The sequence below is a fragment of the Kitasatospora sp. NPDC051164 genome (genome assembly GCF_044455625.1).
GTDB lineage: Bacteria > Actinomycetota > Actinomycetes > Streptomycetales > Streptomycetaceae > Kitasatospora.
On sequence record NZ_JBITFB010000026.1, the window covers coordinates 91,747 to 114,447 of the forward strand.

Consider the following 22,701-nt stretch of genomic DNA (forward strand, 5'->3'; position numbering starts at 1 on the left):
CGTTCCCGAAAGGAAGCGCCGCCCTTGTTCGCCATAGACCGTGACGCCCGGATCGCCGCCCTGCGCCAGACCCACCACGAGCGCAGCCAGACCCTGGCCAACGTCCCCGCCGGAACCCGCTCCCACGGCCGGCTCCTCGCCGAATGCGAGGACATCAGCGACGAGATCGACCGCCTCAAGCGCTGCACCAACATCCCCCGCTCCGTCGCCCTGACCGTGCCCGTGCTCCTCGCCGTCCTGGTCCTCGCCCTCGTCAGCTGACACCGGGCGACCGGCCTCGCCCCCGGCCCGCACCGCCCGCCCGGCACCCAGCCGCGCGGGCGGCACGCACCCGGGGACAGGGACCGGCCGCCCGGCCGACACCCGCCCCTCCTGGTGAGAAGAACCCCGCATGACCCAGGCCGACCTCGTCTACGCCGCCACCATGAACCTGCTCGGCTCCGACCCCGCCCTGCCGCCCGCCCTCGAAGCGTCCGTCACGGTCCTGCGCGAGCGCGCCGCCGCCTCCCACACCCCGCCCAAGCCGGCCCGCCGCTCCCTCGCCCGGCGGCTGCGCACCCGTCTGGCCAGGCTGCCCCGCCGCCTGCGGATCGGCCGCTGGGAGGTGATGACCGGCCCGTACGACCTGTTCGTCGAGCACCACCCCAAGCCCGGCTGCACCGACTGCCAGGACCACCGCGGCTGGTACCGCGAAGACGGCTGGGAGCACTGCGACTGCATGACCGGCTTCTCCGCCTGGCGCCTGCCCTGGCGCCCCACCCCGGCCCGCTTCTACAGCGACGAACCGCCGTTCTAACCGACCACCGAAGGGACCTCACGATGACCACCACCCAAACCACCTGGCCCGACGACGTCCTCGCCCGCTACCTCACCGCCGGCCAGGCCACCGTCGACATCACCACCGACACCACCACCAGCGGCCGCTGCGAGACCGGCAGCTGCACCCGACCCTGGGACGCCCTGGACGGCCACCCCACCTTCGAGATCACCCTCCAAGCCTCCTGCACCGCCACCGGCTGCGCCGACCCCTACGGCCCCACCGACAACCTCGACACCTGCACCCAGCGCAAAGCCGCCGACCTCGCACTCTTCGGCATCCCGCGCCGGCTGCGCACCTGGGCCCAGGACCACGCCCAGCACTGCCGCGCGATGCCGCACCCCGCCACCTGACCGCCCGGCCGCCCGGCCGACACCCGCCACCACGAGGAGCCCCGTGAACTTCACCTACGCCCCCGGGACCGTCGTCGTCCTGGTCGGCCTGTCCGGCGCCGGCAAGTCCACCTTCGCCCAGCGCCGCTGGCCCGCCACCTGGCGGCTCAACCTCGACTCCTACCGCGCCATGGCCACCGACTCGGAGGCCGACCAGTCCGCCACCCCGGTCGCCGCCCAGATCCAGGACCTGCTCCTGGACGCCCGCCTCTCCCGGAAACTCACCGTGATCGTCGACTCCACCGGACTCCTGCCCCACGTGCGCGCCCACCTGCTCGCCCGCGCCCGCTACTGGCAGCGCCCCACAGCCGCGGTCCTCTTCGACCTGCCCCTCGACCAGTGCAGGCGCCAGAACACGGGCCGTACCCGCGTCGTACCGGACCACGTCCTGGCCGAACAGCACCGCCACCTGCCCACCGCCGACCAACTGCTCGCCGAGGGCTTCCACTTCGTCGACCGCATCACCACCACCTCCCCCGCGTACCTCGAACCGGCCCAAGCCCGCTGACCACCGGACCTGCTGCACCTCCCTCCCGGCCCCACTTCGCCCCCACCACCGGGTCAGCACCGCGGCCGGCCGTCACCCGGACCGGTCGAAACTCACCAACTCCCGGACCGAGCCCCGCACCGCTGCCGAAAATCACCCGCACCACCCACGAAGGGAACCTCATGCACAACCTCGTCACCCTGTCCGGCGTCGCCGCCGTCCTCCTGGCCCTGTGGGCCATCCAGCTGACCGTGCTGAGCCTTCACCTGCGCCACACCATCCGCCACGGCGTCAGCCACACCCTTATCGACAACTCCGAGTTCTCCCTGCTGACGGCCTGCGGCATCGCCACGCTGCTCAGCGCCATCGGCGGAGGAACCGCCTTCGGCGCAGGCCTCCACGCCACCGCCTGGGGATGGGCCCAGGCAATCCTCGCCATCGGCACCACGGCGTCCTACCTGCTCCTGACCTACGCCACCGACTGGGACGCGAAGACCTGGTGGCACAAGCGGAAGACGGGCAAGGCCGGCCGCGCCGACGGCATCGTCGAATCGGCCTGACGCCCCAGCCTGACGCCTCTTCACCCGGGCCTCCTGCTGCTCCCGGAGCAGGGGGCCCTTTCCCTGCCCGCTGAGCGAAGACCGAGCCCGGCGGCCAGGAGCGCGAGCAGTTGCCTCGCCCCCGCTGCCGCGGCCCGACCCTGCACCGAGCGGACCGCCGCCGCCGGCCCCGGACCCGACCGCACCCAGCGGCCGGCACCACCAGGACCGGCGCGGCTGCCCGGTCACCCCGACCCCGCAGACCCGACCGAACGGGAGAACCACCCCCATGACCGACAACCTGGCCCGACTCACCGCCGCCCCCGACCTCGCCCTGGTCACCGTGGACGGCGTCATCACCGAGATGACCGGCCGCAACCCCCGCCAGCTCGTCCTCACCGACGACACCGGCAGCATCGACGTCACCGTCCCCGGCTTCTGCGTCGGCGGAACCACCGTCAACGACACCGAACGGCTCGTCGGCACCTACGCCGTCGTCGCCGGCCGCCGCGAGGACACCGGCCACGTCCTGGCCTCCGTCGTCCAGCTCGCCGAGCGCACCGCCGCCCGCGACCTGCTCATCCCCGCCACGCTCTCCGGCCTGTCCGAGAACGTCGTCCAGCTCCTCGCCACCACCATCACCACCACGCCCCGCGCCCTGCCGCCCGGCCCCCGAACCGCCAACTGACCGAACCGACAGACAGCCCCTCCCCGCCACCCGCCGCCCGACCACCGGGCCGCGGGTGGCGCCACGACCAGCCCCCCACCCTCTTCGAAAGGCACCCACCCGACCGTGCAGATCAACGACACCCGCCTCCTGGCCGCCGCCGACACCGTCGCCAAGCTCCTCACCGACATCACCCCCGACCCCTTCGACAACCTGCTGCGCCGCGACGACGCCTACACGGTCCTCCTGGCCGCGCTCGGCCAGCTGGAGGCGTCCGGCCGGCGCCGTACGAGCGTCGGCGAGCTGTACGCGATGACGCGCATGGTCCCCAGCGGCCAAGTCCTCGGCAGCCACGACCGCCTGATGGTCCTCCTGGAGCAGGCCGCCGACCACGGTCGGATCCGCCTCGACCACGGCCAGGTCCACATCGGCGACGTGCCGACCGGCGGCGGCCCCGGCCACGTTTGGATGCGCCAGCTCACCCGGGGCGGCGCCCAGGTCGAGCTGATCGGCGGCCAGCCCTGGCCGATCGGCACCCACTGCCACGACGAGACCAAGGCCTGGTGGTACTGCACCGGCTGCCGCCACGGCCTCGGACAGGCCGCCGCGATGTACGTCTACGCCGTGCGCCAGCAGGTCAGCGACCACGCCGACCAGTGCCCGTTCCTGCCGCCGCTGCCCGAGGCCTTCCCGCCAGCGGTGCGTGAGCTCAACTGACCCGGCTCGGCCGCCCGGCCGAGCCGACACCCACCGCCCCGCACCCGCACCACCCTTCGGAGGGACCCGTGAACAGCCTGCTTCGCCTTCTCCCCGCCCGACTGCGCCGCCGCCGGGGCTACGGCCTCGCGTACACCGACCAGGACGCCCTGGCCGCCGCCCTGGAAGCCGACCTGGACACCGCCCGGACGAACTGGCCCGCGGACCTGTGCAAGGCCTTGAGGTTGACCTCGCCGATCGAGTTCCAGCCCCGCTTGGCCGCCCTGCACCACGAGACGGCCGACACCGTCGTCCACCTCTGCAACCTCGCGTCGGCCGCCGAGACGCACCAGCACCAGCTCTTCGAGGACCTGATGGCCGCCGTTCAGGCCGCCGAGGACCTTCGGCTCCGCGTCGCCACCGCCGCTACGCGCACGCTGCCGGCCGCCGACCAGAGCGCCGTCGAGCTCCACAGCTGATCCACAGCCGGGTGCTGACGCTGCCCACCACCGCGCCCCACCCCGGCCACCCAGGCCAGGGACCGGGGTGCGGTGGTGCGCGGCGCCGGCCGCCCGGCCGGACACCCGACGACGGAGGCCTCCATGACCACCGACACCACCCCGCCCAGCCAGACCGCCAATCTCACTGTCTACGAGCCGTTCGTCCAGCCGGGGCGGCCCTTCCTCCAGGACAGCGTCCTGGGCGACATGACCGACTGGGAGCTGGCCCGCATTGCGCTCGACCGGCGAAGCTCCGCCGCCTACCACGACGACCCGCGCGCCGAAGAGGCCCGGAAGATCGGCAAGGAGTTCACCGCCGCCGAAGCCCAGCGCGTCGATGCCTTCCTGACGACCACCATCCAGGACGTCGAGCGCCTGAACACCATCGACGACGCTCCGCAGCCCACCGAGGACGACCGTGCCTGGCTCGTCACCCAGCTGCGGCTGGCCTGGCAGCGCCTGGACCGACTCCGGGACGTCATCGACGACTCCGGCAGTCTCATGAACTTCGGCTACCCCGCGAGCGCGGTCGACTACGTCCGCTGGTCCCGCAAGCCGCAGGCGTTCTCCCCCTGCCCGGCACCCGGCCCCGGTCCCATCGCCTGAACCACCGGGAAACGCCGGCTGTCCACCATCCCGCCCCCGGCACCTGGCTGTGGAGCGGGATGGCGGACAGCGAAGACCCTCGCTGAGACCGGTCTCGACGGCGGTCTTCGCTGTGTCAGCTCATCCGTCGTCAGCACCCGCACCGCTTGAGGAGCCCGCCGCCTTGAACGAAGCCGCCCGCCACGGCATCCAGGCCCGCGACCCGGACCCGGAGATCGACCGCGAGTTCCAGGCCCACGCCCTGGACACCTCCCAGCTCGCCGACGCCGCCCGCCACTACGCCGCCCGCCTCATCTACGGCGTACGGCCCGAGGACGCCGACCACCTGGCCGCGCTCGCCGCGCGCCTGTCCCGCCAGGCCCACCGCATCGACGGCATGCGCGCCATCGCCCGCCGCCCCCAGCCACCCACCACCTGAACCCAACCCGGAAGGATCCGCCCGAATGACCACCACCATCGCCGCACACCAGCTCGCCGAAGCCCTCACCCAGGTCATGCCGCACATGGCCGAGCCGACCGGCAGCACGCCGATCCTGGCCGGCGTCCACTTCGCCAACGACGGCACCCACCTGCACGCCGTCGCCACCGACCGCCACACCCTCGCCGTCGCCCGCCGCCGGCTGCGCGACTGTGAGGACGAGTGGAGCGCCACCGTCGGCGCCGTGCACATCACCTACCTGCACGCCTGGGCCCAGGCCCACCCCACCCACCGCGACACCGTCGACCTGAACCTCGAGGCTGGCCTGCTCACCGCGAGCAGCACCATCGGGCGCATCGCCGTGCCGACCATCGACGGCGCGCACGCCCCCTGGCGGGCCCTGCTCGCCAAGCACCTCGACCACCCCTGCGAGCGGGTCGACGTCTCCATGCTGGACACCCAGTACCTGGCCCGCTGGGCACAGGCCGGCCGCCACCTGCAGATCACCCAGGCCTCGCCCGAGGCGCCGTACATCCTGGCCGGGCCCGACTTCATCGGCCTGCAGATGCCCGTCCGCCCGATCCTCCAGGACGCACCCAGCCGGGCCGCGCTCACCGCGGACTGGGCCACCTCGATCGCCGGCGCAGCCAGCACCGAGCTCGACCTGCCGCTGCCGGCCGACAACGACGCCGCACCGGCCATGACCGAGGACCTCCTCAAGCAGGTCCTCATCTCCGCCCAGGACCTGTACGACGTCGTCGGCGGCCAGGACCCCGCAGCGATCGCCGCCCACGCCCGCGCCGGAGCGCACGCCTGGACCGCGCACCGCCTGCTCCAGGTCTTGCGGGTGATCGACCCGCGCACCACCGAACTCGCGCTCGCCGACATCAACGGCGAACTCGAGGCCGGCGACTTCCCCGAGCTCGCCTTCGACGACGCCGAGACCCTCGGCCACCAGCCGCAGGCGTGGGTCGACTCCTACCTCACCGCCCGCGACGCCAAGCGCGCCCCCCAGGCCCCGGCCCCGGCTGTGGTCTGACCACCACCCACCCCCGCTGGCCCCCGGCTCCGGCCGGGGGCCAGCGGCATCATCCACGGCACCCACTCAGCCCGTACGGACCGGAAAGGACCCCCGACCATGCACCCGCACATCATCGCCGGACTCCTCGAACGCGCCCTGCACACCTCTATCGCCGCCGAGGCCTGCCTCGCCGCCCGCGGCAGCACCACCCTCCAGAACGACCTCACCCGCCGCACCCGCCAGGCCCTCGCCGACCACGGCGCCGACCCCCACCACCCCACCGACCGCCAGCTCCTCACCTGCGCCGCCACCCTGCGCCGCTCCACCCCGGCCTCCGCCGCAGACCCCGCGGCGATCGCCGCCGTCCTCACCGCCGCCGCCCACCGGATCACCACCCACCTCTACGGACCCGCCCACGGCCAGCTGGAAGGCGACATCGTCGACACGATCGAACGCCTCACCCCCGACGACCCGCAGCTGCGCTTCGACGTCCTGACCACCATCACGCAGCACCTGCCCCAGCCCGGCATGACGATCACCGCGTGGGAGTGGAACGCCAACCCCGCCGGCGCCCCGGGCGCCGCCGCCCTGCTGCGCAACCTCGCCGCGCGCCGCCCTGTGCCGGCCTACATCCCCCTGCCGACCGAGCCTGCCTGCGACACCACCACCGTCGACCTGCGCGACACCACCCCCCACGACCTGGCCGATCAGGCCGGCGGCCCGCAACGCCGGGCAGACCTGCGCGACCTCGAACCCCTCGCCGCCCAATGGGCCGCCCGCCGCGACGGCCGCCCCCTGCCGCCCCTGGACCCGGCCAGCCGCCAGGCCCTCATCCGCACCCTCACCGAAGCCGCCGCCCGAGGCGCCGCCATCAACCCCGAAGCCGCCCGCCTCGCCCAGGAACGCGCCGACCAGTTGCGCGCTGGCCTCGACTGAGGAGGCCTCGATGACGCGCGCCGCACCCGGCCCGCACCCGCACCCGCTCATCCCGGCCGACCTGTCGCCCGGCACCGCCTGGTGGAGCTCCTGCCCCGACTGCCGCACCCCGACCCAGGGCGGCCTGCTCGGCCTCACCGCCCACCGCCCCGACCCGGGCGACCGGCGCATCCCGATCACCAACCGACTCGACCGCTGAGGAGAACCCACCGCGTGACCGTCATCCCCCTCGCCCCCGATTCCCCCGCCAGCCACGCCGTGGGCGTGGACTTCGACCTCACGACCGTCCTGCACAACAAGGGCTGGCAGGACGGGCGTATCTACGGCGACCCGATCCCCGGGGCGCTCGAGGCCATCCGCGAGCTCATGGAGCGCAGGTCCGTTTTCTGCGTCACGGCTCGTCACCGTCGTTATCACCCCGCCGTGGCGGCCTGGTTCATCCGCCACGGAATCCCCGCGATCGTCGACGACGAGCCCGACCGGTCCCACTGGTTGGGCGACCAGCTGCTCGTCACGAACAAGAAGCTGGGCGCGGCCCTATACATCGACGACCGAGCCCTGCACTTCACCGGCGACTGGAACACCGCCCTCCCCGAGGCCCTGCGCCGTATCGGCGAGCCGCTCGCACCGGTGGCACAGCCCGCCGCTGACGTTCCCGCCCTGACCATCCGCCAGCCCTGGCTGGCCGCGATCCTCGCCGGGGATAAGACAACCGAGAACCGTTCCTGGCCGACGAAGCACCGCGGCCCGGTCGTCCTGCACGCCGCCCGCGCCCTCGCACGCGACGCCCAGGCCGACCCGCTCGTCCGCGCCATCCTCGCCCGGCCCGGCACCCCGGCCCTGACGACCGGCGCCCTGGTCGGCACTGCCCACGTCACCGACTGCCACCGCGACACCGGATGCTGCCGACCCTGGGGTCTGCCCGGCCTGTGGCACTGGACCCTCACCGACGTCCAGACACTCGCCGATCCCATCCCCGCCGCCGGCCGACTCGGCCTCTGGCGCCTCGACCCCGGCCAGCACACGCTGCTCCACCGTCGCCAGGCCGCCACCAGCTCCGTTCGCTGAGCGACCGTAAAAGGGCAACGGGAAACATCGCAAACCCCCTTACACCAGCTCATTTCGCAAGGGGGCATGAAGACACCAGGGCAGCGCGGATCCCGCCTCCCTGACCTCGGCAGCACCTGACCATCCATCCAGCACATCAGACTGAGGAGTCATCACCATGGGTTTTTTCCGCCGCAGCTCCGGATCATCCAGCTCGTCCGACTCGACCACCGTCTACCAGGCCGAGGTTGACATGAAGACGGCGTCCGGCGACTCCGTTACCTACCGAGGATCGGGCCTCGGCCCGGCCAACGCCTCCGGCGCGCACCTGCTGGACACCGTCGAAGCCGCCGCCCGCGACGCCGAGCCGGGTGGCACGGTCACCGGCTCCCGCGTGCGCAGGGCCCAGTAACACTCAGAACCTCGGCGCCGGCACGGCGCCCGTCACGCAGACGGCGGACCGTCCCCAGGGTAAGTGGGGGCGGTCCGCCGTCTCCATCCTCCCACCCATGCCCAGTGGCCGAAACGGCGGTCTTGCCCCGGTTGCCCATCTGGCCTCACCGTGCACGCAGGGCCCGCACGTGGCCCAGGTGAGGAGCCGGCCATGTCCACCAACCCGACCGCCCCGACCGCCGCCAGCCCGACCACCCTCCGACTCCGCGACCGCGTCCGTACCTGGCAGGGCGTCGCCCTCGGCTGGGCCGCCGTCGCGCTCCAGCGCACCGTCGCCGGTGCCGGGATCCGCCAGAGGTACAAGGCCCATCGCGACCGCGCCATCCGCGCGGCCCTGCGCAGGGGTGTCCCGCTCGACCGCCTCGCCGGGCGGCTGGGCCTGGCTTCGAAGACCGTCCGCGCCATCAACCGGGGAGAGCGAACCACAGACTAGCGCCGCGCCCGTGAACAGGTCGGCAAACCAACACGAGGCCCCGTACCGCGCGTCTGCGCCGGTACGGGGCCTCTTTGCATTCCTGGGCTTACGCCGTCGCGTCCTCGACGGGGCACACGTCGGGAAGCTGGTCCACAACGCGCAGCACGTGGGCGCGGAGCTGCGCCGCGAGTTCGGCTGTACGGTCCTGGTCAGTCTCCCTTGCCTTGGCGTACGCCTGGGCCAGACCCTGGACCGAGTCGGCGAACGCGCCGGCCTTGCTGACGTAGACGGCGAAGTCAGCGAGTGGGCCGGCTGCTGCGGCGTCTTCCGCCGAGGCCTGATGCGGCACTGAGGCATCACGTTGGGCCGGGGAAGGCTCTGCTCCGACGGTGGGCTTTACCGCGGTAAAGCCCACCGCCTCGGAGGCTTCGTCGGCGCCATCGGTCGCGCTCTTCTTTACCGCGGTAAAGGCCGGCCTCGCGGCGGCGCCGGGTGCCTCTCCGTCGCTCGACTGCTTCTGGCGGCTCCTCGGTTGCCGCGGCTGCGCCTTCTCCTCCTCCCGCTCAGCAGATCGAGCCCGCCAGGCCTCCACCTGTTCGTGCACTGGGAGCTTCGCCAACGCCCGGGTCTCCCGCAGGGGAAGCTCTCCCGAGCTCACCAGCTCCTGAAGCTCCGGTGCCAGGTCCAGCAGATACATCTGCTGAGTGACCCAGCCAGGAGACTTCCCATAGTGCTCCGCGACCTTGGCCTTGCCATCGAGCTCTTCGACCATCGTCCTGATGCCGAGGGCACGCTCGATCGGGTCGAGGTCCTCTCGGTCGTTGTTCTCCGAGAGCACCGCGTCCAGGAAGTCGGCGCGGGACTTCGCGATCTCGTCGTCGACCACCACATCGAGCGTGAGGACGCCAGCTGCCTGCGAGCCCCGCCAGCGCCGCTCACCGTTGGCGATGACGTAGACCGCGCCGCCGATCTTCTCCGCCTCGCCCGGCCACAGCTTGAGGTAGGCGTCGCGAGTGACCGCGACGGCGGGCTGCAGTTGCTTCTTCTTGAGCTTCAGCCCGAACTTTCGCAGCTCCTCCTCCGTGCCGAAGTTCCGGCGCGGGTTGAACCGGGTCGGTACGAGCTGCGTGAGCGGCAAAGCCCGCAGACGGCTATCCGGAGCCCCGGTAGTGGGTGCCCCAGTGCTGGCAGCGACGGCCTGGCGCCGCGCGCTGACGCCGCCCTGCGCCCGGGCGAAAGACGCCCCGGTGCCAAGTTGGTCGGCTACTCGGGTCATGACACCTCCCGGGCCAGAGCGCGCATGGTGGCCGCCTGCTCGCCGCGCGGCGCGAAGGACAGCAGTGGCTGCCTGACGCGGACGGCCTTGCGCTGGTCGGTCAGGTCGCCGATGACCGCGATCACCCTCGGATCCTTTATGTCGATCCAGGCCTGGAGTGAGGAGGTGGCGATGAAGCCGCGGCGCGGGTCGTAGAGGTTGACCACGATGCCGAGGTAGTCGATCTCCACGCCCATGTCGTTGCGGAGATCCTCAATCTGGCTGATGAGCAGGTCGTAAGCGTCGGCGCTGCTGTCCTCGGCCTGGACGACGATGAGAGCGCCGGAGGTGCCGGGATCCTCGTCTTCCCGCCGGCGTCCGTAATAGATGGCCGCGTCCATACTGAGCCCGAGGCTGGGCGGGCAGTCCACGATGATCTCGTCGTAGAACGGCTCAAGCGGCGCCAGAGCGCGTTCGAGAGCGGCCTCCCGGAAGCGCACCTTCGACAAGGCGACGTCCAGGAGGAAGCCGTCCTGGCACCCCGGCAGCAAGTCGAGCCGCCCGCCGTACCGGTCATCCTGGATCGACACCACTAGGTCGCGGATGTCGCGCTTGGCTTCTCCCGTCATGTGCTTGCTGAGGCTGTCGATGTCCGACGCCATGGGGATCTCTTCCTGCCCCAGCTGCTTGGTGAGGTGGCGCTGCGGGTCGAAGTCGACCAGCAGCGTGCGGCGGCCGAGGCCGGGCAGCTCCTCAAGCTCTAGCGGGTCAGGGCCCTGAACGTCTTCCAGGAGCGCAGCGAAGTGCTTGGAGATGCGTACCGGGTGAAGGGCCTCGGAGTCTTCCGCGAGCGCCGCGCCAAGGCCGGCCGCGACAGCTGTCTTGCCGACGCCGCCCTTCTGGTTGCAGACGATGCGGCGGCGCGGGTGCTTGGCGCGTTTCACGGTGGGAGCCGGGTTCGTCTCCAGCCACAGCTGCACGGATTGGGCGAGCCCTTGCGTCAGGGAGACGCCTCGGTCTGCCGCTGTCTGCCGGAATGCTTCCCACTGCCCATTGGGGAGGAAGGTGGAGAACGATTCGGCGCCGGAGGTGTCGATGGTGCCCGGGGCAGAAGCCAGGGCCATCCAGGCCGCGATGCCTCGTTCAACGGCGATCTGGATCTCGACGCGGTGCTGTGCCGCTCGGACCTTGAGCGTTTGCCAGAGCCATCCTGGCAGCTTGGACACGACCTTCTCGCGGTCGTTGGAGGTGGCTGGGGAACTCATGGCCGGTACCTTACTAACGTCGCCAACCGTGCGCGAAGCTCGACACGTTAGGAATGCCAGCACGCTGGCCTTTACCGCGGTAAAGGTGACCGCAGGGCCATAGTCCTTGACGGGCCGTCGCCCAGGGGAGGAGCGTCGTGCAAGTCCGTGTAACCGGCTTGGTGCGGGAGGCTCTTGTGACGCTACGTTTTCTGGGGATCTGGCCGAACACCCCATCCGACCAGTCTCCGACGATCTGGGTGGAGGAAGAGACCGGGGACCTGATCATCCAGTCCTGGAAGGCGGACGAGGCGACGGTCCGGCAGGCACAGGAGGTCGGCTCGGTCCCCGGCCATACGACGGACGTTCCGGAGCACGAGACGGTGATCCGGCTGCCCGCCAACATGCTCCAGTTCATCCCGCGGCCCGACGGAGAGGCCCCACGTGGCAACACCGGTTCGTAAGGCGCTCGCCCGGGCGCAGCGCTCGGCGGTGCATCTGGAGATGCGCGACCACTACATGCTGGACGACCCGGAGTTCATCGCCTTCCAGCAGGGCAAGCGCCTGGATCCGGCCGATCGCGGCTCGTGGTGGCACGGGTGGCACGACGCGGTGGCCGAGGCCGTGGGGCGCGGCGTGGTGGTGCGGCGGGCGCGGATCGTCTCCGAGCCGGTCCACGACTACATCCGCTACGAGCACGACCTGACCTTCGGCAACCTGGCCGCCGGTGAACTGGTCCGGTGGCTGCCGCGGCGCCACACCAAGGACCTGTGCCTGCCGGGTCTGGACTTCTGGGTCTTCGACGACCAGGTGGTGCACTACCACCACTTCACCGGCCAGGGGCAGCTTGCCGAGGACGGGGAGGAGATCCTCCAGGATCCCGCCCTGGCGAAGCACTGCACTGCGGCGTTCGAGGCGGTGTGGGAGCGCGCCGTCCCGCACGACCGGTACGCGGTCTGACTCGAGCACCCCCACCCGCACCGGACCATGCCAGCTTCCCCGTCGTCCAGCGCCCAGGCCGCTCGCAAGGCCGTCGCCGAGCGCCTGCGCGAGCTCATGCTGGACGCCGGCCTGAACGGCAAGCAGCTGGCCGCCCGGTGCGGGTGGACTCCCGCGAAGACCTCCCGCATCATCAACGCCAAGACCCCGCCCTCGGACGCGGACATCCGTGCCTGGTGCGCGGCGTGCGGCGCCGACGACCAAGCCGGCGACCTCATCGCCCGCAGCCGCCAGGCCGACGCCATGTTCCTGGAGTGGCGCCGGATGGAACGCTCCGGCCTGCGCCAGGCCCAGCAGGCGGTTCGGCCCCTGTATGAGCGCACCCGCTCCTTCCGCGCGTATGCGCCGTGGGTGCTGCCCGGCATGGTGCAGACCCGCGCCTACACCACCAGGGTGCTCACCGCGATCCGCGACCGCCGCGGCCTGGTCGACGACGTCGAGGCCGCCGTCGACGAGCGGATGGACCGCCAGCACATCCTCTACGAAGGCCGGCACCGCTTCGCCCTGCTGATCGAGGAGAGCGTCCTGCGCAACGGCCTCGGCGGGCGCCCGGTGATGCTGGAGCAGCTGCGCCACCTGCTCACGGTGGGCCGGCTGCCGAACGTCAGCCTCGGCGTGGTGCCGATGCGGCCGGACCGGGACAACGGCTGGCCGGTGGAGGGGTTCTGGATCTACGACCAGACCCAGGTCAACGTGGAGCTGGTCTCCGGGTACCTGACGATCACCCAGCCCAGCGAGATCACCATGTACGAGAAGGCCTTCGCCGAGCTGTCCGACGTTGCGGTACGCGGCGCACCGGCACGGGCCCTGATCGCGGCGGCGATCGACGCCCTCGGATGAATCCGTGTAATCCCGTGCAACTTCGTTGAGTGACCACTTCGCTACTCCCTACCGTCGTTGATGCCGCCCGGTGCGAGGACTCAACCGATCCCCCTCGGCACCGTGGACGCCCCGGGCGGCAACCAAGTCCCGCGACGCGCTGGAGTACCGCTATGCCCGCGAGCAGACCGCATCCTCGACACCCCGGCCACGACCTGGTGGTGACGGTCGACGGCAGGACGGTGGTCCGCATCCCGAACCACAGCGCCGCCCTGCGCCGGGCCCGGCTGTTCCGCGAGATGCGCGGCCGGCGGCCGCAGTGAACAGCGCTGACTTCGTCCCGCCCGAGAAGCGCCGGCCGGGCCTGACCATCCGCACCTACTGCGTCGGCCCTGACGGCACCCGGTCCCACGACACCGGCCCGCTCGCCCTCGACCCCGACGACGTCCCGGCCCACGCCCACCACCCCGCGGCCGGCTGGCCGACCTGCTCCTGCCCGATCCACGGAGGAAGCCGTGCTCACTCAGCTTGACGGCATCCTCGGCCGACGCGGCATGAGCTCGCCCATCGAGTGGTCGTATCCCGGCGCGGCGCGCGGCCGCGGCGCTCTCCTGGTCGCCTCCCACCGCGACCGCGAGATCGTCCGCAACCCCCACCTGACCGAGGACTGGGCCGCCTGCGCCGTCCGCTCCCCGAACCTGCTCGCCGCCGTCCAGGCCGTCCTCGGCCCCGACGTCGCCGTGGAGAACACATTCCTCGTCGCGAAGTGGCCGGGGAAGGTGTTCGAGATCCCCTGGCACCAGGACGGCACCGACGCCCGCCTGGAGCTGGACCCCGAGCGCTCCGTCTCGGCGTGGCTGGCCATCACCGACGCCACCGAGGCCAACGGATGCCTCGAGGTCGCCCCGGGATCGCAGTCGGCCGGCTACCTGCCAGTCGAGAAGGAGCCGACGACCACCGCCAGGCGCGGCCGGGCCGACCAGGCCGCCGGCTTCACACCCGAGACCACCATCCCCGTGCCGCTGCGCGCCGGCTGCGCCGTCCTCATGGACAGCCGTCTGGTGCACCGCTCCGGCACCAACACCGGTAGCGGCGCCCGCATCGGGCTGAACGTCCGCTACACCGCGCCGGGCGGCATCCTGCGGCGCGACCCCCAGAGCCCCAGCGTCGTGCCGATCAGCGGCACGGGCTGGCAGTCCGGCAGGACAAGGGAGAGGAGAGCACCACTGTGACCATCCTCGACACGCTCGACCAGGCGACCGCGGTGACCCGCGTGCGCGTCCTGACCGGGGAGGACGCCGACGCGGCCCGCCGCGCCGACAAGACCCCGATCGGCAAGTCCGACTGCACCTACTACTGCCCCGACGCCGCCACCGCCGAGCGGTGCATCGAGGCCCTTCGCGAGTCCGACGAGCGGCTGCGCAGCCGCCCGGAGGAGCTGATGCTCTGGGACTGGCAGTGCACCTACTGGGAGCCCGAGATCGGCAACCCCAACGGCGGCGGCACCGTGCTGCTCGGCGTCGCCTGGTACGACCCGGCGTTCTTCGCCGACCGGCGCGACGCCTGGTTCGGCGCGATGCACCAGCGGATCTACCAGCAGCTGGGCATCCCGCTGGAGGACATCACCGTCACCCACTGGTCCCTGATCGCGTGATCTGAGACCCACAGCGCGAAGGGCCGGCCTCCCTCTGGCGGAGGCCGGCCCCGCTCGCGTCTTCAGCCGCTCACGCTCTCCAGCACCGGCTCCGCACCCGGCAGCGGCGTGCGGGTCCTCGCCCACCACACCACGACCGCGCACCCGGCGACGCCCACCACGGCGGTGACGAGACCGCCGGCGGTGAACCCGGCCCTCGGGTGGGCCGCGGCCAGCGCGGGAATCCCCGCCATCGCCAGGGTGCCCATGGTCCGGATCACCGTCTGGTCGAGCGTCAGCAGCCGCCTGCGGGCCGCCGGCGGGAACTGCGCCAGGTGCGTGGACAGCGACACCGCCAGGAACGGCGAGACGGCCCCGTACGCGGCCGACACCGCCACCAGCTCGGCCACCGTGCTCACCGACCCAGTCACCGCCATCAACACCCCGGAGACGGCCCACGCGGCGCAGTAGAACACCGGCAGGGCCCGGGGGAGACGGACGTTCCCGGCGACCGCGTTGCCGACGATCGACCCGGCCCCCGTCGCGGCCAGCATCACGCCGTACGTGCCGACCCCGCCGCCGAGCCGCACCGCCACCAGCGCGGGCATCACGATCGACACCGCACCCGCGAAGATCGCGATCCCGTGGACGGCCAGCACGACCCCGGTCTCCGGGTGCGTGCGCACCAGCGCCCGAGCCCGCGGCCTGGCAGCAGGCGCTGCCGTCGCTCCGGTCGGCCCGGCCTGCCTGCGTACGGCACCGGCGCCCAGCACGGCCAGGGCGACGGCAGAGAGCGCGAACGTGCCCGCGTCCAGCCAGAACAGCCCGGCCATCGGCATCACCGCGAGCAGCACACCGGCCGAACCCGGGCCGGCGACCCGCGCGATCCGGTTGGTCGAGTCCATCAGCCCGCTGACGGCCTGGACCTCCTCCGGACGCACCAGGTCCGGGACCAGCGCACCGAGGTTCGGATCGAACAGCGCCCCTCCGATCCCGAGCAGGCCGGCCCACACCAGCAGGCCCGGCGTGCCGAACACCTCCCACGTCCACGGCAGCGCCGCGACCAGCACCATGCGGACCAGGTCCACCACGGCGAGCGAGCGCAGCGTGGTGAACCGCTCCATCACCCGCCGGCCGACGGTGCCGAGCACGATGTACGGCACCGACTCCGCGATGGCCACCAGCCCCATCGCCGCGCCACCGGATCTCTGCCAGGCGAGCCACATCACCGCCAGCGCGTACAACCGGTCACCGAACACCGATGCCGTCTGCGCGCCCCACAGGAGAAGAACCGGGCCTCGCCGCAGCAACCGCACGTATCGCAAGATCCACACCCGTCCGGAAAACACGAAGTCCCGGCAGCAGGCTCGCCACCGGGAACTCCCGTAACCCTAGGGTAAGTTGAAGATCACCTGTCGCAGACTCCCCGATCGCCCCACGGACCCGGCTCGGCTCGCTATGTTGACTGGTCGGCCGAAGTACCGATCGACCTGGACGACGAGGACTTTCGCGACGTGGTCGGCGGGGACAGTCAGGCAAAGACGGCCGGGGCGGTCCCGGTCTCATGCCCGCCCGGTCGGCCCCTTGCCTCGGGCCGCCCCGCTGGCCTTCGGCGACAAGGCCTTGCTGGTGGTCTTGTGGGCCGCGGTCCTTTTGCTGGCCTGCTTGGTGGTGCTGGTGCTCTTCACGGCGCTGCTGGTCTTCGGGTGCTGCTCCTGGGCGTCGGCGAGGGCGCGCTCGAGGATGCCCATGAGGTCCGTGACGGTGCCGCCGGGTGGCAGGACGCGGGACTCGGGGGCGTGCGGGGGCTCAAGGCCGGCGAGCCGGGCTTCGACGACCTGTTCCAGGGCGTGGGCGTACTCGTCGTGTTCGGCCTCGATCTGGAAGTCCTCGGTGATGGCGTCCATCAGGGTCCGGGCGAGCTGGACCTCTTTGGGGCGCAGCTGGAGGCCTTCGGGGGCGATGCCGGCGGCCGGGCGGACTTCGTCCTGCCACAGCAAGGTCTGGAGCACGATGACCTCCTCGCGGACCCGCAGGACGGCCAGGCACTCCCTGGTCCTGATGGCCACGCGGGCGACGGCCACCTGGCCGGCCTCCAGCATGGCCTGGCGCAGCAGCGCGTACGGGCGGGCGGCGGCAGGGTTGGACGGGCCCAGGTAGTAGGCCTTGTCGTAGTTGATCGGATCCACCCGGCCCGCGTCGAGGAAGCCCAGGACCTTGATCTCCCGAGCGGTCGTGAGGGGGAGGTCGGCGAGGTCGCCGGCAGTCAGCACGACGGTGCGCCCGTCCGGAGCCTCGTAGCCACGGGCGACGTCCTCGTACGGCACCTCCGCACCGTCCAGCTCACACACCCGCTTCTGCCGGATCCGGCCGCCGTCGACGGCATGGACCTGGTGCAGCGGCACAGTGTGCCGACCGGTCGCCGCGAAAAGGGTCACCGGAATCGACACGAGCGAGAAGCTGACGGTCATCTTGGCGATCGCGTTCGGCATCGCATCCTCCTCTCCTTCCATGCTGCGCCCGGGCTCTCCGGTCGGGCCGTGGGGTCTGACCTGGGCAGGAGTGCCGCTCGAATAGAGAATCGAACACATGAGCGATATCGTGGGGGTGTGACCGCCGCCGTTCCGTTCTCCCTCGCCGCCCACCCCAAGGCGCTGCCGGGTGATGCCGAGCGGGCGCCCAGGGAGCTGATGACGCTGCCCGGGTACTCACGGGACACGCGGCGGTGGCGCCTGGTGGAGATCCGGCTGGGCGGCGGCTGGCGGCCGGCGATGCTGACCGTGTGGCGGCGACCGCCGGGCAGCGCGGTGTGGGTGGTACACGTCGCCTGGGGTGACGGCGACGCCTGGGGCTGGTTCCTGTTCGACGAGCGCACGGTCAGGCCGCTGACCGAGCCGCGGGACGATCCTCCGGCCGCAGCGCCGTTCTTCGGGCGGTGGCACGACGCGACCGTCGTCCCGGCGGAGCTCGCCGGACAGCCCGCCCAGGACGGTTCCGACGGCTGCTGGCGCCTGGCGTGGCTCCGTACGGGCGGGCAGTGGCGCTCCGCCTTGCTGACCGCCCGGCGCCGCCCTGGGCCGGATCTGCCGTGGATCGTGAACGCCCGATGGGGCGAGGATCGGCAGGCGGCCTGGCTGATTGCCGACCCCGTCACCCTGCGCCCGGTCGCCGTCCCGGTGGAGGCGCGCTCCGGCCCGGGCGGCTCCGCGGGCGAGGGCGGCGGCTCGTCTAGGGCGAAGGAGGCCTTCGGCACCGGGGGAGAGCGGTGAGCGCGCCGATCGCCCTCGTGCCGGACCTTGTGGAGTCCGGGCGCGCGGAGCGGCTGGCGGTCCTGCTGGAGGAGACCAGCCCGGCCGCACGCCGTGCCCGGGCCGAGGCCGGCTCCCGGCCGGTCCTGCCCGCGCTGGAACCGCTGCTGCCGGACGGCCGCCTGCCGAAGGGCGTCGTCGTCGAGGTCCTGGACGCCAATCTGCTCCTCGCCGTGGCGGCGGGGCCGGCCGCCGCGTCGACCGGCGTGTGGACCGCGATCATCGGCTGGCCCGACGCCGGGCTGGCCTGCGCCCGGGACTACGGCCTGCCGTGGGAGCGCACTCTGCTGATCGACACCCCCGGAGATCACTGGACAGAGGTGGCCTCCGTGCTCGCCGACGCCTGCGAGACGATCATCCTCAGGCCCACCGGCCGGCCCGCGCCGCGCCAGCTCGCCCGCCTCGAACAGCGCCTGCGGACCACCGGCGCGACGCTCCTGACCCTCGACGCATGGCCGGGCACCGCGGAGCTCCGCCTCACTGTCGGCGGCTCTGCCTGGGCGGGGCTCGGCGACGGCTACGGTGCTCTCCAGCACCGCACGGTCACCGCCCGCTGCACCGGTCGGGGCCGGGCCCGACGCCCCCGCGAGGTGAACCTGCTGCTGCCGGACGAACACGGCAGGGCGAGCGCGGCGGCTTCCGCGTCCGCAGATGCGGGTCCCAGCGCCGTGGCCGCCGACGTGGGCGTCGCCGCGATGGCGTAGCCGCTGGCGCGAGGTCCTCCGCGTGCTCGCCCCCGACCGCGTCTCAGGTGAAGTCGTACAGCCTGGTGCCCTCGACGAGCGCCAGGTCGAGCCTGGCCACGACGGCGAGGTGGCCGCCGTAGTCGTGCTCGACCACCTGGTAGTCCACGGCGGCCGGGGTGAGTGCCGGGGTGGTGTCGGCTCGGCCGGGTGGGGCGTCAACTTGTGCACGGATCGGGTGAGCGGGTTCGGACAGGAGATCCGCGCACGCACTGAGTGACGCTAGTCACATCGGTAACGTTCAGCTACCGACTGAATACTCATGAGTAATAGAGGAATCGGCTTGCCGTTGCGGCGGGCGCGAGGCATTGACATGCATGCCTGTCACGCTCGGTACCCGAAAGCGATCTTTCCGTGAAATCCACTTAGGCCATATGCGTGAACCGGGGTGCTCCTTTGCTTGTCTGGAGGTGGGCCACAAGGTGGCTTCGACGTACAGAACTTGACGTCGTACCCGACCGAAAGAGTGAGATGGACACCCTCTGCGACACGGCTGCAGCCCTCCAGCCGGTCCGCACCAACGCCTGCCTGCGGCCGGCGCTCCGCCCGGCGCAGGCGCACGCCAGTACGGGAGCGCCCCGGTGAACGACGACAGCTTCGCGGGCAGTGAAACCGGCCCGGCCGTGCACGAGCCCGTCGACCTCCCCTTGGACTTCGAGGCCTACTTCCTGGCCAAGCAGCGGACGTTCCGCGGCTACGCCGCCGAGATGATCGGGGACCTCGCGGTCGGCGACGAGGTCGCGTACGAGGTGTTCACCTACCTCGCCCACAACTGGGCCCAGGCGCTCGAGGCTCCAGACTTCGAGCAGCACACCTGGGGGATCCTGGCCGGCGCGGTCATGTACCGAGTCCACTGGCTCCGGCGCGAAAAGGACCTGGCTGCCCGTCTCAGGGAAGCGCGCCGCACACTGAAGCAGATGCACCAGGCCCTCACCCGGATCGAGGGCGGCGCCGGCCTCTACACCGCCCTCGCCGAACTGCCGACCCGCCAGTGCGAAGTGTTCGTCCTGCGCACCAGCATGGGCTACACCGCCGAGTACAGCGCGGAGGTCCTGGGCATCCACCCGCGGACCGTCGACTACCACCACCGCCGCGCGCTCGCGGCCCTCGAACGCCTGCTGACCACCCGACACGTCCTGCGCCGCACCGCTGCCGTACCCGGGCCCCGCCGCGAAGGAGCCGACCGATGAAGCCCGAGAACCTCGACCACCTCCTCGACACCTCCGACGACTTCGACGTCCCCGCCGCGCTGCGCCGCATCTCGGCCGACGTCGCACGGATTCGGCGAGGCCAGCAGCCCCCGCCTGGCTGGTGGGCGGAGCAGGACCGTGCCCGGCAGTGCCTGGAGACGGTGGTTTCCGGGGAGATCAGCACCACCCGGCTCGCCCGGATCACCGATCTCGCCGATCTCCTGGACGACCCCCGGGGCCCACGCGACCAGCGTGTGGAGGATCTCGTTCAGGAGATCGAAGGGTTCCGGCTGTTCGGTTGCCTGCTGCACTACACCGGGCACCCCGTCAGCGCCGAGTTCTGGTGGAAGATCGGGGCAGGGGCCGGCGACCACACCTCCGCTTGGTGTCTCTACCTGCACCACCTCGGCCGAGGGGAGATCCGCGAGGCCCGGCTGTGGTTCGAGCAGGCCGTGAGCGTCGACGGGGACCTGGGGCCGGGTGTCCCCATGCCGGCGGTACCGGAGATGCCCGACTACTTCCGGACCGCCCCCATCGTCATGGGTACCCGCACCGCCAAGCCCTCCACGCCCTCCGGCGCCCTGGCCGTCGAGGTCGACCGCCTGGTGATGCACACGGGCGACGACACCGACGGCCTCGTCCCCTGCCCCGACCGCCGCCTGGCCGACCGCGTCGAGGAGTACGCAAGTCTGCGCTGACCAGGCCCGGCGCAGCCGGACGACCGGCCCACCCGCCCAGCATTCCGCGAGACATCCCCCCAGCTACGCCAGCCACCGGCCGCCCGGACCCCGGGCGCCGGCCACTTCCCAGTCCGACGAGAGGCCCACGATGTCCACCGTGCTCCAGCACGCCGCCCTCATCACCGCGGCCAGCGCCGCCTGGTACGCCCTCGCCGTCACCACCGCTGCGGTGACGGCCGTCGTCGCGCGCAGCGATACCCGCCGCCACGACGCCCGCGAGGTCCTCAAAGTTCTCGTCCGACGCCGCAGCCGCTGACCGGACGCATCACCGCCCCCGGCCGCCCCGGCCGCCCACGCGGTGGCCGGGGCCGACCGAGTGTGCCGTCCGCTCCTGGCGCCGGACGGTGAGCGCCCGTCACGATGGCGGCATGACGCTACTGCTGGACGTCCTCCTGGACCGGGCCGAGGCCGGCCCGCCCGGTTGGCAGCCGGCTGGGGCCGCGCCTTCGACCTGCTCGCCCCGCACCTGCGGGGCTGGACCATGACGGTCGACGGGCCGATCCTCGCCGACGGCACCGCCGCGCTCGCCCTCTAACGGTGCGCCAGTCGTAGATCCAGGTCTGCCGTTCGGGGGAGTCCGCGCGCACCGCAGGCCACACAAGTCCGGCGTTCCCGTCACTCGTTCCGGTAACGAGATCCGACATTCATGGGATTTATCCATGAAAAATGGATAGAATGCGCTCCATGACGCTCAGTACGTTGGAAACGCTGCGACTCACGATCGCCGCGATCAGACAGCGCACCGGGGAACGCCAGCGCGAACTCGCCACCGCTCTCGGCCTGACCCAGGACAAAGTCTCGCGCCGGCAGTCCGGAGCGCAGCCCTGGTCGCTGGACGAGGTCGACGCTCTGGCCAGTCACTGGGGGATGGGTCCGCTGGACCTGTTGGCCGGGCCCACCCACGCCGCGAACTGTCTGGAGTGGCCGCCCGCGCGGCGCCGGTCCAGAGCTGCCGCGAAGGGAGCCGAGCAGTGAGCCCGGCCGATCCGGAGAACCCGAATGAGGCCGCCCGCCTCACCCAGCAGCTGATCGACCAGGGCTACACCCGGCGCCAGGTCGCGCGGATCCTCGGCCGTGACGCCTCGCTGGTCTCGCAGTTCTTCACCAAGGGCAAGGGCGCGGCCTTCGTCAACGCGCTGCGCCAGGTCGTGCGGGCGGCGCGCGGCGGCGAACGCGACACCGAGGCGCTCGCCGGGATCGCGGCCGAGAACGTGGAACGCCGCCGCACCAGGACCGGACAGAAAGCCCGGGTTCGGAGCAAGGACGTCGTCGGGGAAGCGGGCGGGTCGATGGCCGGCCGTGCCGGACGTCAGGCCATCCGCTCCGGCGCCTCCCACCTCGCCCCGGTCGTGCACGCGACCGGCCGGGCCGGCGGCCGCCTGGCGTTCACCGTCCGGATGAAGGCTGACCAGTACGTCTACTCGGCCGGGTCGGAGAAGGACTCCGGCGGCATCCGCCGCGGTTTTGTCCCGCGTGCGGACGGTACCGAGGAGCGCACCTACGGTTCCGCGTCCACGGGCGGGTTCGACGCCGCCGAGTGGTCGCAGCGGGTCGCCGAGCACCACGGGGACGTCACCGAGGCGATGCGGGCCTGGCTGGTGGAGACCGGACGCGCCGTCGAGGACGCCGACATTCAGTACCTCGAGGTCCGCGGCTGGATCCCCGAGTAGCACTGTCCGCCTGACCCGGCACACGAAGGAGACGCACCGCCGTGGACACCACGACCATCACGACCACGACCACGACCACCGCCGCCGCGCCGCCCGCCCGGGCGTT

34 protein-coding genes are annotated in these 22,701 nt (G+C 72.1%); 30 read left to right on the forward strand and 4 right to left on the reverse strand.

The genetic code is table 11. From position 1 onward, the window contains the following. Nucleotides 1-24 precede the first annotated feature (24 nt). From ACIBEC_RS33330 to ACIBEC_RS33405, 16 genes are all read left to right on the forward strand, one after another. Complete coding sequence (locus ACIBEC_RS33330; RefSeq protein ID WP_360500954.1) at nucleotides 25-261, forward strand: hypothetical protein; 237 nt, start codon at nucleotides 25-27, stop codon at nucleotides 259-261. Nucleotides 262-391: 130 nt separating this feature from the next. Further along, entirely contained in the window at nucleotides 392-796 is a 405-nt protein-coding gene (locus ACIBEC_RS33335) for a hypothetical protein (protein ID WP_360500957.1), read from the forward strand. Nucleotides 797-819: 23 nt separating this feature from the next. Continuing rightward, a complete protein-coding gene (locus tag ACIBEC_RS33340) occupies nucleotides 820-1,170 on the forward strand; it encodes a hypothetical protein (protein ID WP_360500959.1) in 351 nt (116 codons plus the stop codon). Between the two features lie 43 nt (nucleotides 1,171-1,213). Then, on the forward strand, nucleotides 1,214-1,717 hold the full coding sequence (locus ACIBEC_RS33345; RefSeq protein ID WP_360500962.1) for an AAA family ATPase: 504 nt from the start codon (nucleotides 1,214-1,216) through the stop codon (nucleotides 1,715-1,717). A 161-nt stretch (nucleotides 1,718-1,878) separates the two neighbouring features. Further along, the gene (locus ACIBEC_RS33350) at nucleotides 1,879-2,256 is read left to right on the forward strand and encodes a hypothetical protein (protein ID WP_360500964.1); all 378 of its coding nucleotides are present in this window, start codon (nucleotides 1,879-1,881) and stop codon (nucleotides 2,254-2,256) included. Nucleotides 2,257-2,524: 268 nt separating this feature from the next. Then, nucleotides 2,525-2,923: a hypothetical protein gene (locus tag ACIBEC_RS33355; RefSeq protein ID WP_360500967.1), complete on the forward strand. Its 399-nt coding sequence runs from the start codon at nucleotides 2,525-2,527 to the stop codon at nucleotides 2,921-2,923. Between the two features lie 105 nt (nucleotides 2,924-3,028). Further along, on the forward strand, nucleotides 3,029-3,619 hold the full coding sequence (locus ACIBEC_RS33360) for a hypothetical protein (protein ID WP_360500970.1): 591 nt from the start codon (nucleotides 3,029-3,031) through the stop codon (nucleotides 3,617-3,619). A 68-nt stretch (nucleotides 3,620-3,687) separates the two neighbouring features. Continuing rightward, the gene (locus ACIBEC_RS33365) at nucleotides 3,688-4,077 is read left to right on the forward strand and encodes a hypothetical protein (RefSeq protein WP_360500972.1); all 390 of its coding nucleotides are present in this window, start codon (nucleotides 3,688-3,690) and stop codon (nucleotides 4,075-4,077) included. A 123-nt stretch (nucleotides 4,078-4,200) separates the two neighbouring features. Further along, nucleotides 4,201-4,704: a hypothetical protein gene (locus ACIBEC_RS33370; protein WP_360500975.1), complete on the forward strand. Its 504-nt coding sequence runs from the start codon at nucleotides 4,201-4,203 to the stop codon at nucleotides 4,702-4,704. A gap of 163 nt (nucleotides 4,705-4,867) precedes the next feature. Next, a complete protein-coding gene (locus tag ACIBEC_RS33375; protein ID WP_360500977.1) occupies nucleotides 4,868-5,122 on the forward strand; it encodes a hypothetical protein in 255 nt (84 codons plus the stop codon). 25 nt (nucleotides 5,123-5,147) lie between these two features. Next, entirely contained in the window at nucleotides 5,148-6,161 is a 1,014-nt protein-coding gene (locus tag ACIBEC_RS33380; RefSeq protein ID WP_360500980.1) for a hypothetical protein, read from the forward strand. A 99-nt stretch (nucleotides 6,162-6,260) separates the two neighbouring features. Further along, nucleotides 6,261-7,079, forward strand: a complete 819-nt coding sequence (locus tag ACIBEC_RS33385; protein WP_360500983.1) for a hypothetical protein — start codon at nucleotides 6,261-6,263, stop codon at nucleotides 7,077-7,079. A 10-nt stretch (nucleotides 7,080-7,089) separates the two neighbouring features. After that, nucleotides 7,090-7,278, forward strand: a complete 189-nt coding sequence (locus ACIBEC_RS33390; RefSeq protein WP_360500986.1) for a hypothetical protein — start codon at nucleotides 7,090-7,092, stop codon at nucleotides 7,276-7,278. A gap of 14 nt (nucleotides 7,279-7,292) precedes the next feature. Next, nucleotides 7,293-8,147 carry an ASCH domain-containing protein gene (locus ACIBEC_RS33395; RefSeq protein ID WP_360500988.1) on the forward strand — a complete coding sequence of 285 codons (855 nt, stop codon included), beginning with the start codon at nucleotides 7,293-7,295 and terminating at the stop codon, nucleotides 8,145-8,147. Between the two features lie 157 nt (nucleotides 8,148-8,304). Continuing rightward, nucleotides 8,305-8,538, forward strand: coding sequence for a hypothetical protein (locus tag ACIBEC_RS33400; protein ID WP_360500991.1), 234 nt, complete (start codon nucleotides 8,305-8,307; stop codon nucleotides 8,536-8,538). A gap of 192 nt (nucleotides 8,539-8,730) precedes the next feature. Then, complete coding sequence (locus tag ACIBEC_RS33405) at nucleotides 8,731-9,012, forward strand: hypothetical protein (RefSeq protein ID WP_360500992.1); 282 nt, start codon at nucleotides 8,731-8,733, stop codon at nucleotides 9,010-9,012. Between the two features lie 88 nt (nucleotides 9,013-9,100). Here the strand turns inward: ACIBEC_RS33405 and ACIBEC_RS33410 are convergent, their stop codons facing one another. Both ACIBEC_RS33410 and ACIBEC_RS33415 read right to left on the reverse strand, forming a co-directional pair. Next, a complete protein-coding gene (locus ACIBEC_RS33410; RefSeq protein ID WP_360500995.1) occupies nucleotides 9,101-10,132 on the reverse strand; it encodes a ParB/RepB/Spo0J family partition protein in 1,032 nt (343 codons plus the stop codon). Nucleotides 10,133-10,266: 134 nt separating this feature from the next. After that, nucleotides 10,267-11,514 (reverse strand): ParA family protein, encoded by a 1,248-nt coding sequence (locus tag ACIBEC_RS33415; RefSeq protein WP_360500998.1) that lies wholly within the window; start codon nucleotides 11,512-11,514, stop codon nucleotides 10,267-10,269. A 176-nt stretch (nucleotides 11,515-11,690) separates the two neighbouring features. Between ACIBEC_RS33415 and ACIBEC_RS33420 the strand changes: the two genes are divergently transcribed. From ACIBEC_RS33420 to ACIBEC_RS33450, 7 genes are all read left to right on the forward strand, one after another. Next, complete coding sequence (locus tag ACIBEC_RS33420) at nucleotides 11,691-11,957, forward strand: hypothetical protein (RefSeq protein WP_360501001.1); 267 nt, start codon at nucleotides 11,691-11,693, stop codon at nucleotides 11,955-11,957. Then, entirely contained in the window at nucleotides 11,938-12,453 is a 516-nt protein-coding gene (locus ACIBEC_RS33425; protein ID WP_360501004.1) for a DUF6879 family protein, read from the forward strand. Before ACIBEC_RS33420 ends, ACIBEC_RS33425 begins: the two co-directional genes overlap by 20 nt. Before the next feature lie 27 nt (nucleotides 12,454-12,480). Continuing rightward, nucleotides 12,481-13,332: a helix-turn-helix transcriptional regulator gene (locus ACIBEC_RS33430; protein WP_360501006.1), complete on the forward strand. Its 852-nt coding sequence runs from the start codon at nucleotides 12,481-12,483 to the stop codon at nucleotides 13,330-13,332. 152 nt (nucleotides 13,333-13,484) lie between these two features. Next, nucleotides 13,485-13,634 (forward strand): hypothetical protein, encoded by a 150-nt coding sequence (locus tag ACIBEC_RS33435; RefSeq protein WP_360501009.1) that lies wholly within the window; start codon nucleotides 13,485-13,487, stop codon nucleotides 13,632-13,634. Continuing rightward, a complete protein-coding gene (locus tag ACIBEC_RS33440; RefSeq protein WP_360501011.1) occupies nucleotides 13,631-13,843 on the forward strand; it encodes a hypothetical protein in 213 nt (70 codons plus the stop codon). The genes ACIBEC_RS33435 and ACIBEC_RS33440 overlap by 4 nt, the downstream gene beginning before the upstream one ends. After that, nucleotides 13,827-14,543 (forward strand): phytanoyl-CoA dioxygenase family protein, encoded by a 717-nt coding sequence (locus tag ACIBEC_RS33445; RefSeq protein ID WP_360501014.1) that lies wholly within the window; start codon nucleotides 13,827-13,829, stop codon nucleotides 14,541-14,543. Before ACIBEC_RS33440 ends, ACIBEC_RS33445 begins: the two co-directional genes overlap by 17 nt. Next, nucleotides 14,540-14,965, forward strand: a complete 426-nt coding sequence (locus ACIBEC_RS33450) for a hypothetical protein (RefSeq protein WP_360501017.1) — start codon at nucleotides 14,540-14,542, stop codon at nucleotides 14,963-14,965. Before ACIBEC_RS33445 ends, ACIBEC_RS33450 begins: the two co-directional genes overlap by 4 nt. A gap of 62 nt (nucleotides 14,966-15,027) precedes the next feature. On the opposite strand, the gene ACIBEC_RS33455 is transcribed toward ACIBEC_RS33450, so the two are convergent. Both ACIBEC_RS33455 and ACIBEC_RS33460 read right to left on the reverse strand, forming a co-directional pair. Next, the gene (locus tag ACIBEC_RS33455; RefSeq protein WP_360501020.1) at nucleotides 15,028-16,260 is read right to left on the reverse strand and encodes an MFS transporter; all 1,233 of its coding nucleotides are present in this window, start codon (nucleotides 16,258-16,260) and stop codon (nucleotides 15,028-15,030) included. A 246-nt stretch (nucleotides 16,261-16,506) separates the two neighbouring features. Beyond that, entirely contained in the window at nucleotides 16,507-17,436 is a 930-nt protein-coding gene (locus ACIBEC_RS33460) for a Ku protein (RefSeq protein WP_360501023.1), read from the reverse strand. A 117-nt stretch (nucleotides 17,437-17,553) separates the two neighbouring features. Between ACIBEC_RS33460 and ACIBEC_RS33465 the strand changes: the two genes are divergently transcribed. The 7 genes from ACIBEC_RS33465 (at nucleotide 17,554) to ACIBEC_RS33495 (ending at nucleotide 22,595) form a co-directional block, all read left to right on the forward strand. Further along, entirely contained in the window at nucleotides 17,554-18,213 is a 660-nt protein-coding gene (locus tag ACIBEC_RS33465; RefSeq protein ID WP_360501026.1) for a hypothetical protein, read from the forward strand. Further along, on the forward strand, nucleotides 18,210-18,956 hold the full coding sequence (locus tag ACIBEC_RS33470; protein ID WP_360501028.1) for a hypothetical protein: 747 nt from the start codon (nucleotides 18,210-18,212) through the stop codon (nucleotides 18,954-18,956). Before ACIBEC_RS33465 ends, ACIBEC_RS33470 begins: the two co-directional genes overlap by 4 nt. 620 nt (nucleotides 18,957-19,576) lie before the next feature. Continuing rightward, a complete protein-coding gene (locus ACIBEC_RS33475; RefSeq protein WP_360501031.1) occupies nucleotides 19,577-20,185 on the forward strand; it encodes a sigma factor-like helix-turn-helix DNA-binding protein in 609 nt (202 codons plus the stop codon). Beyond that, entirely contained in the window at nucleotides 20,182-20,883 is a 702-nt protein-coding gene (locus tag ACIBEC_RS33480) for a hypothetical protein (protein ID WP_360501034.1), read from the forward strand. The genes ACIBEC_RS33475 and ACIBEC_RS33480 overlap by 4 nt, the downstream gene beginning before the upstream one ends. 130 nt (nucleotides 20,884-21,013) lie before the next feature. Further along, a complete protein-coding gene (locus ACIBEC_RS33485) occupies nucleotides 21,014-21,181 on the forward strand; it encodes a hypothetical protein (protein WP_360501037.1) in 168 nt (55 codons plus the stop codon). 428 nt (nucleotides 21,182-21,609) lie between these two features. Continuing rightward, nucleotides 21,610-21,900, forward strand: a complete 291-nt coding sequence (locus ACIBEC_RS33490) for a helix-turn-helix domain-containing protein (RefSeq protein ID WP_360501040.1) — start codon at nucleotides 21,610-21,612, stop codon at nucleotides 21,898-21,900. Further along, on the forward strand, nucleotides 21,897-22,595 hold the full coding sequence (locus ACIBEC_RS33495) for a helix-turn-helix domain containing protein (protein ID WP_360501043.1): 699 nt from the start codon (nucleotides 21,897-21,899) through the stop codon (nucleotides 22,593-22,595). The genes ACIBEC_RS33490 and ACIBEC_RS33495 overlap by 4 nt, the downstream gene beginning before the upstream one ends. Nucleotides 22,596-22,701 lie beyond the last annotated feature (106 nt).

Excerpts from the sequence above, each read along its gene's own strand:
- ACIBEC_RS33335 (WP_360500957.1), top strand. The coding sequence starts at position 392 with ATGACCCAGGCCGACCTCGTCTACGCCGCCACCATGAACCTGCTCGGC.
- ACIBEC_RS33340 (WP_360500959.1), top strand. The coding sequence starts at position 820 with ATGACCACCACCCAAACCACCTGGCCCGACGACGTCCTCGCCCGCTAC.
- ACIBEC_RS33350 (WP_360500964.1), top strand. The coding sequence starts at position 1,879 with ATGCACAACCTCGTCACCCTGTCCGGCGTCGCCGCCGTCCTCCTGGCC.
- ACIBEC_RS33355 (WP_360500967.1), top strand. The coding sequence starts at position 2,525 with ATGACCGACAACCTGGCCCGACTCACCGCCGCCCCCGACCTCGCCCTG.
- ACIBEC_RS33370 (WP_360500975.1), top strand. The coding sequence starts at position 4,201 with ATGACCACCGACACCACCCCGCCCAGCCAGACCGCCAATCTCACTGTC.
- ACIBEC_RS33380 (WP_360500980.1), top strand. The coding sequence starts at position 5,148 with ATGACCACCACCATCGCCGCACACCAGCTCGCCGAAGCCCTCACCCAG.
- ACIBEC_RS33385 (WP_360500983.1), top strand. The coding sequence starts at position 6,261 with ATGCACCCGCACATCATCGCCGGACTCCTCGAACGCGCCCTGCACACC.
- ACIBEC_RS33390 (WP_360500986.1), top strand. The coding sequence starts at position 7,090 with ATGACGCGCGCCGCACCCGGCCCGCACCCGCACCCGCTCATCCCGGCC.
- ACIBEC_RS33400 (WP_360500991.1), top strand. The coding sequence starts at position 8,305 with ATGGGTTTTTTCCGCCGCAGCTCCGGATCATCCAGCTCGTCCGACTCG.
- ACIBEC_RS33405 (WP_360500992.1), top strand. The coding sequence starts at position 8,731 with ATGTCCACCAACCCGACCGCCCCGACCGCCGCCAGCCCGACCACCCTC.
- ACIBEC_RS33415 (WP_360500998.1), bottom strand. The coding sequence starts at position 11,514 with ATGAGTTCCCCAGCCACCTCCAACGACCGCGAGAAGGTCGTGTCCAAG.
- ACIBEC_RS33430 (WP_360501006.1), top strand. The coding sequence starts at position 12,481 with ATGCCAGCTTCCCCGTCGTCCAGCGCCCAGGCCGCTCGCAAGGCCGTC.
- ACIBEC_RS33435 (WP_360501009.1), top strand. The coding sequence starts at position 13,485 with ATGCCCGCGAGCAGACCGCATCCTCGACACCCCGGCCACGACCTGGTG.
- ACIBEC_RS33460 (WP_360501023.1), bottom strand. The coding sequence starts at position 17,436 with ATGCCGAACGCGATCGCCAAGATGACCGTCAGCTTCTCGCTCGTGTCG.
- ACIBEC_RS33480 (WP_360501034.1), top strand. The coding sequence starts at position 20,182 with ATGAAGCCCGAGAACCTCGACCACCTCCTCGACACCTCCGACGACTTC.
- ACIBEC_RS33485 (WP_360501037.1), top strand. The coding sequence starts at position 21,014 with ATGTCCACCGTGCTCCAGCACGCCGCCCTCATCACCGCGGCCAGCGCC.
- ACIBEC_RS33490 (WP_360501040.1), top strand. The coding sequence starts at position 21,610 with ATGACGCTCAGTACGTTGGAAACGCTGCGACTCACGATCGCCGCGATC.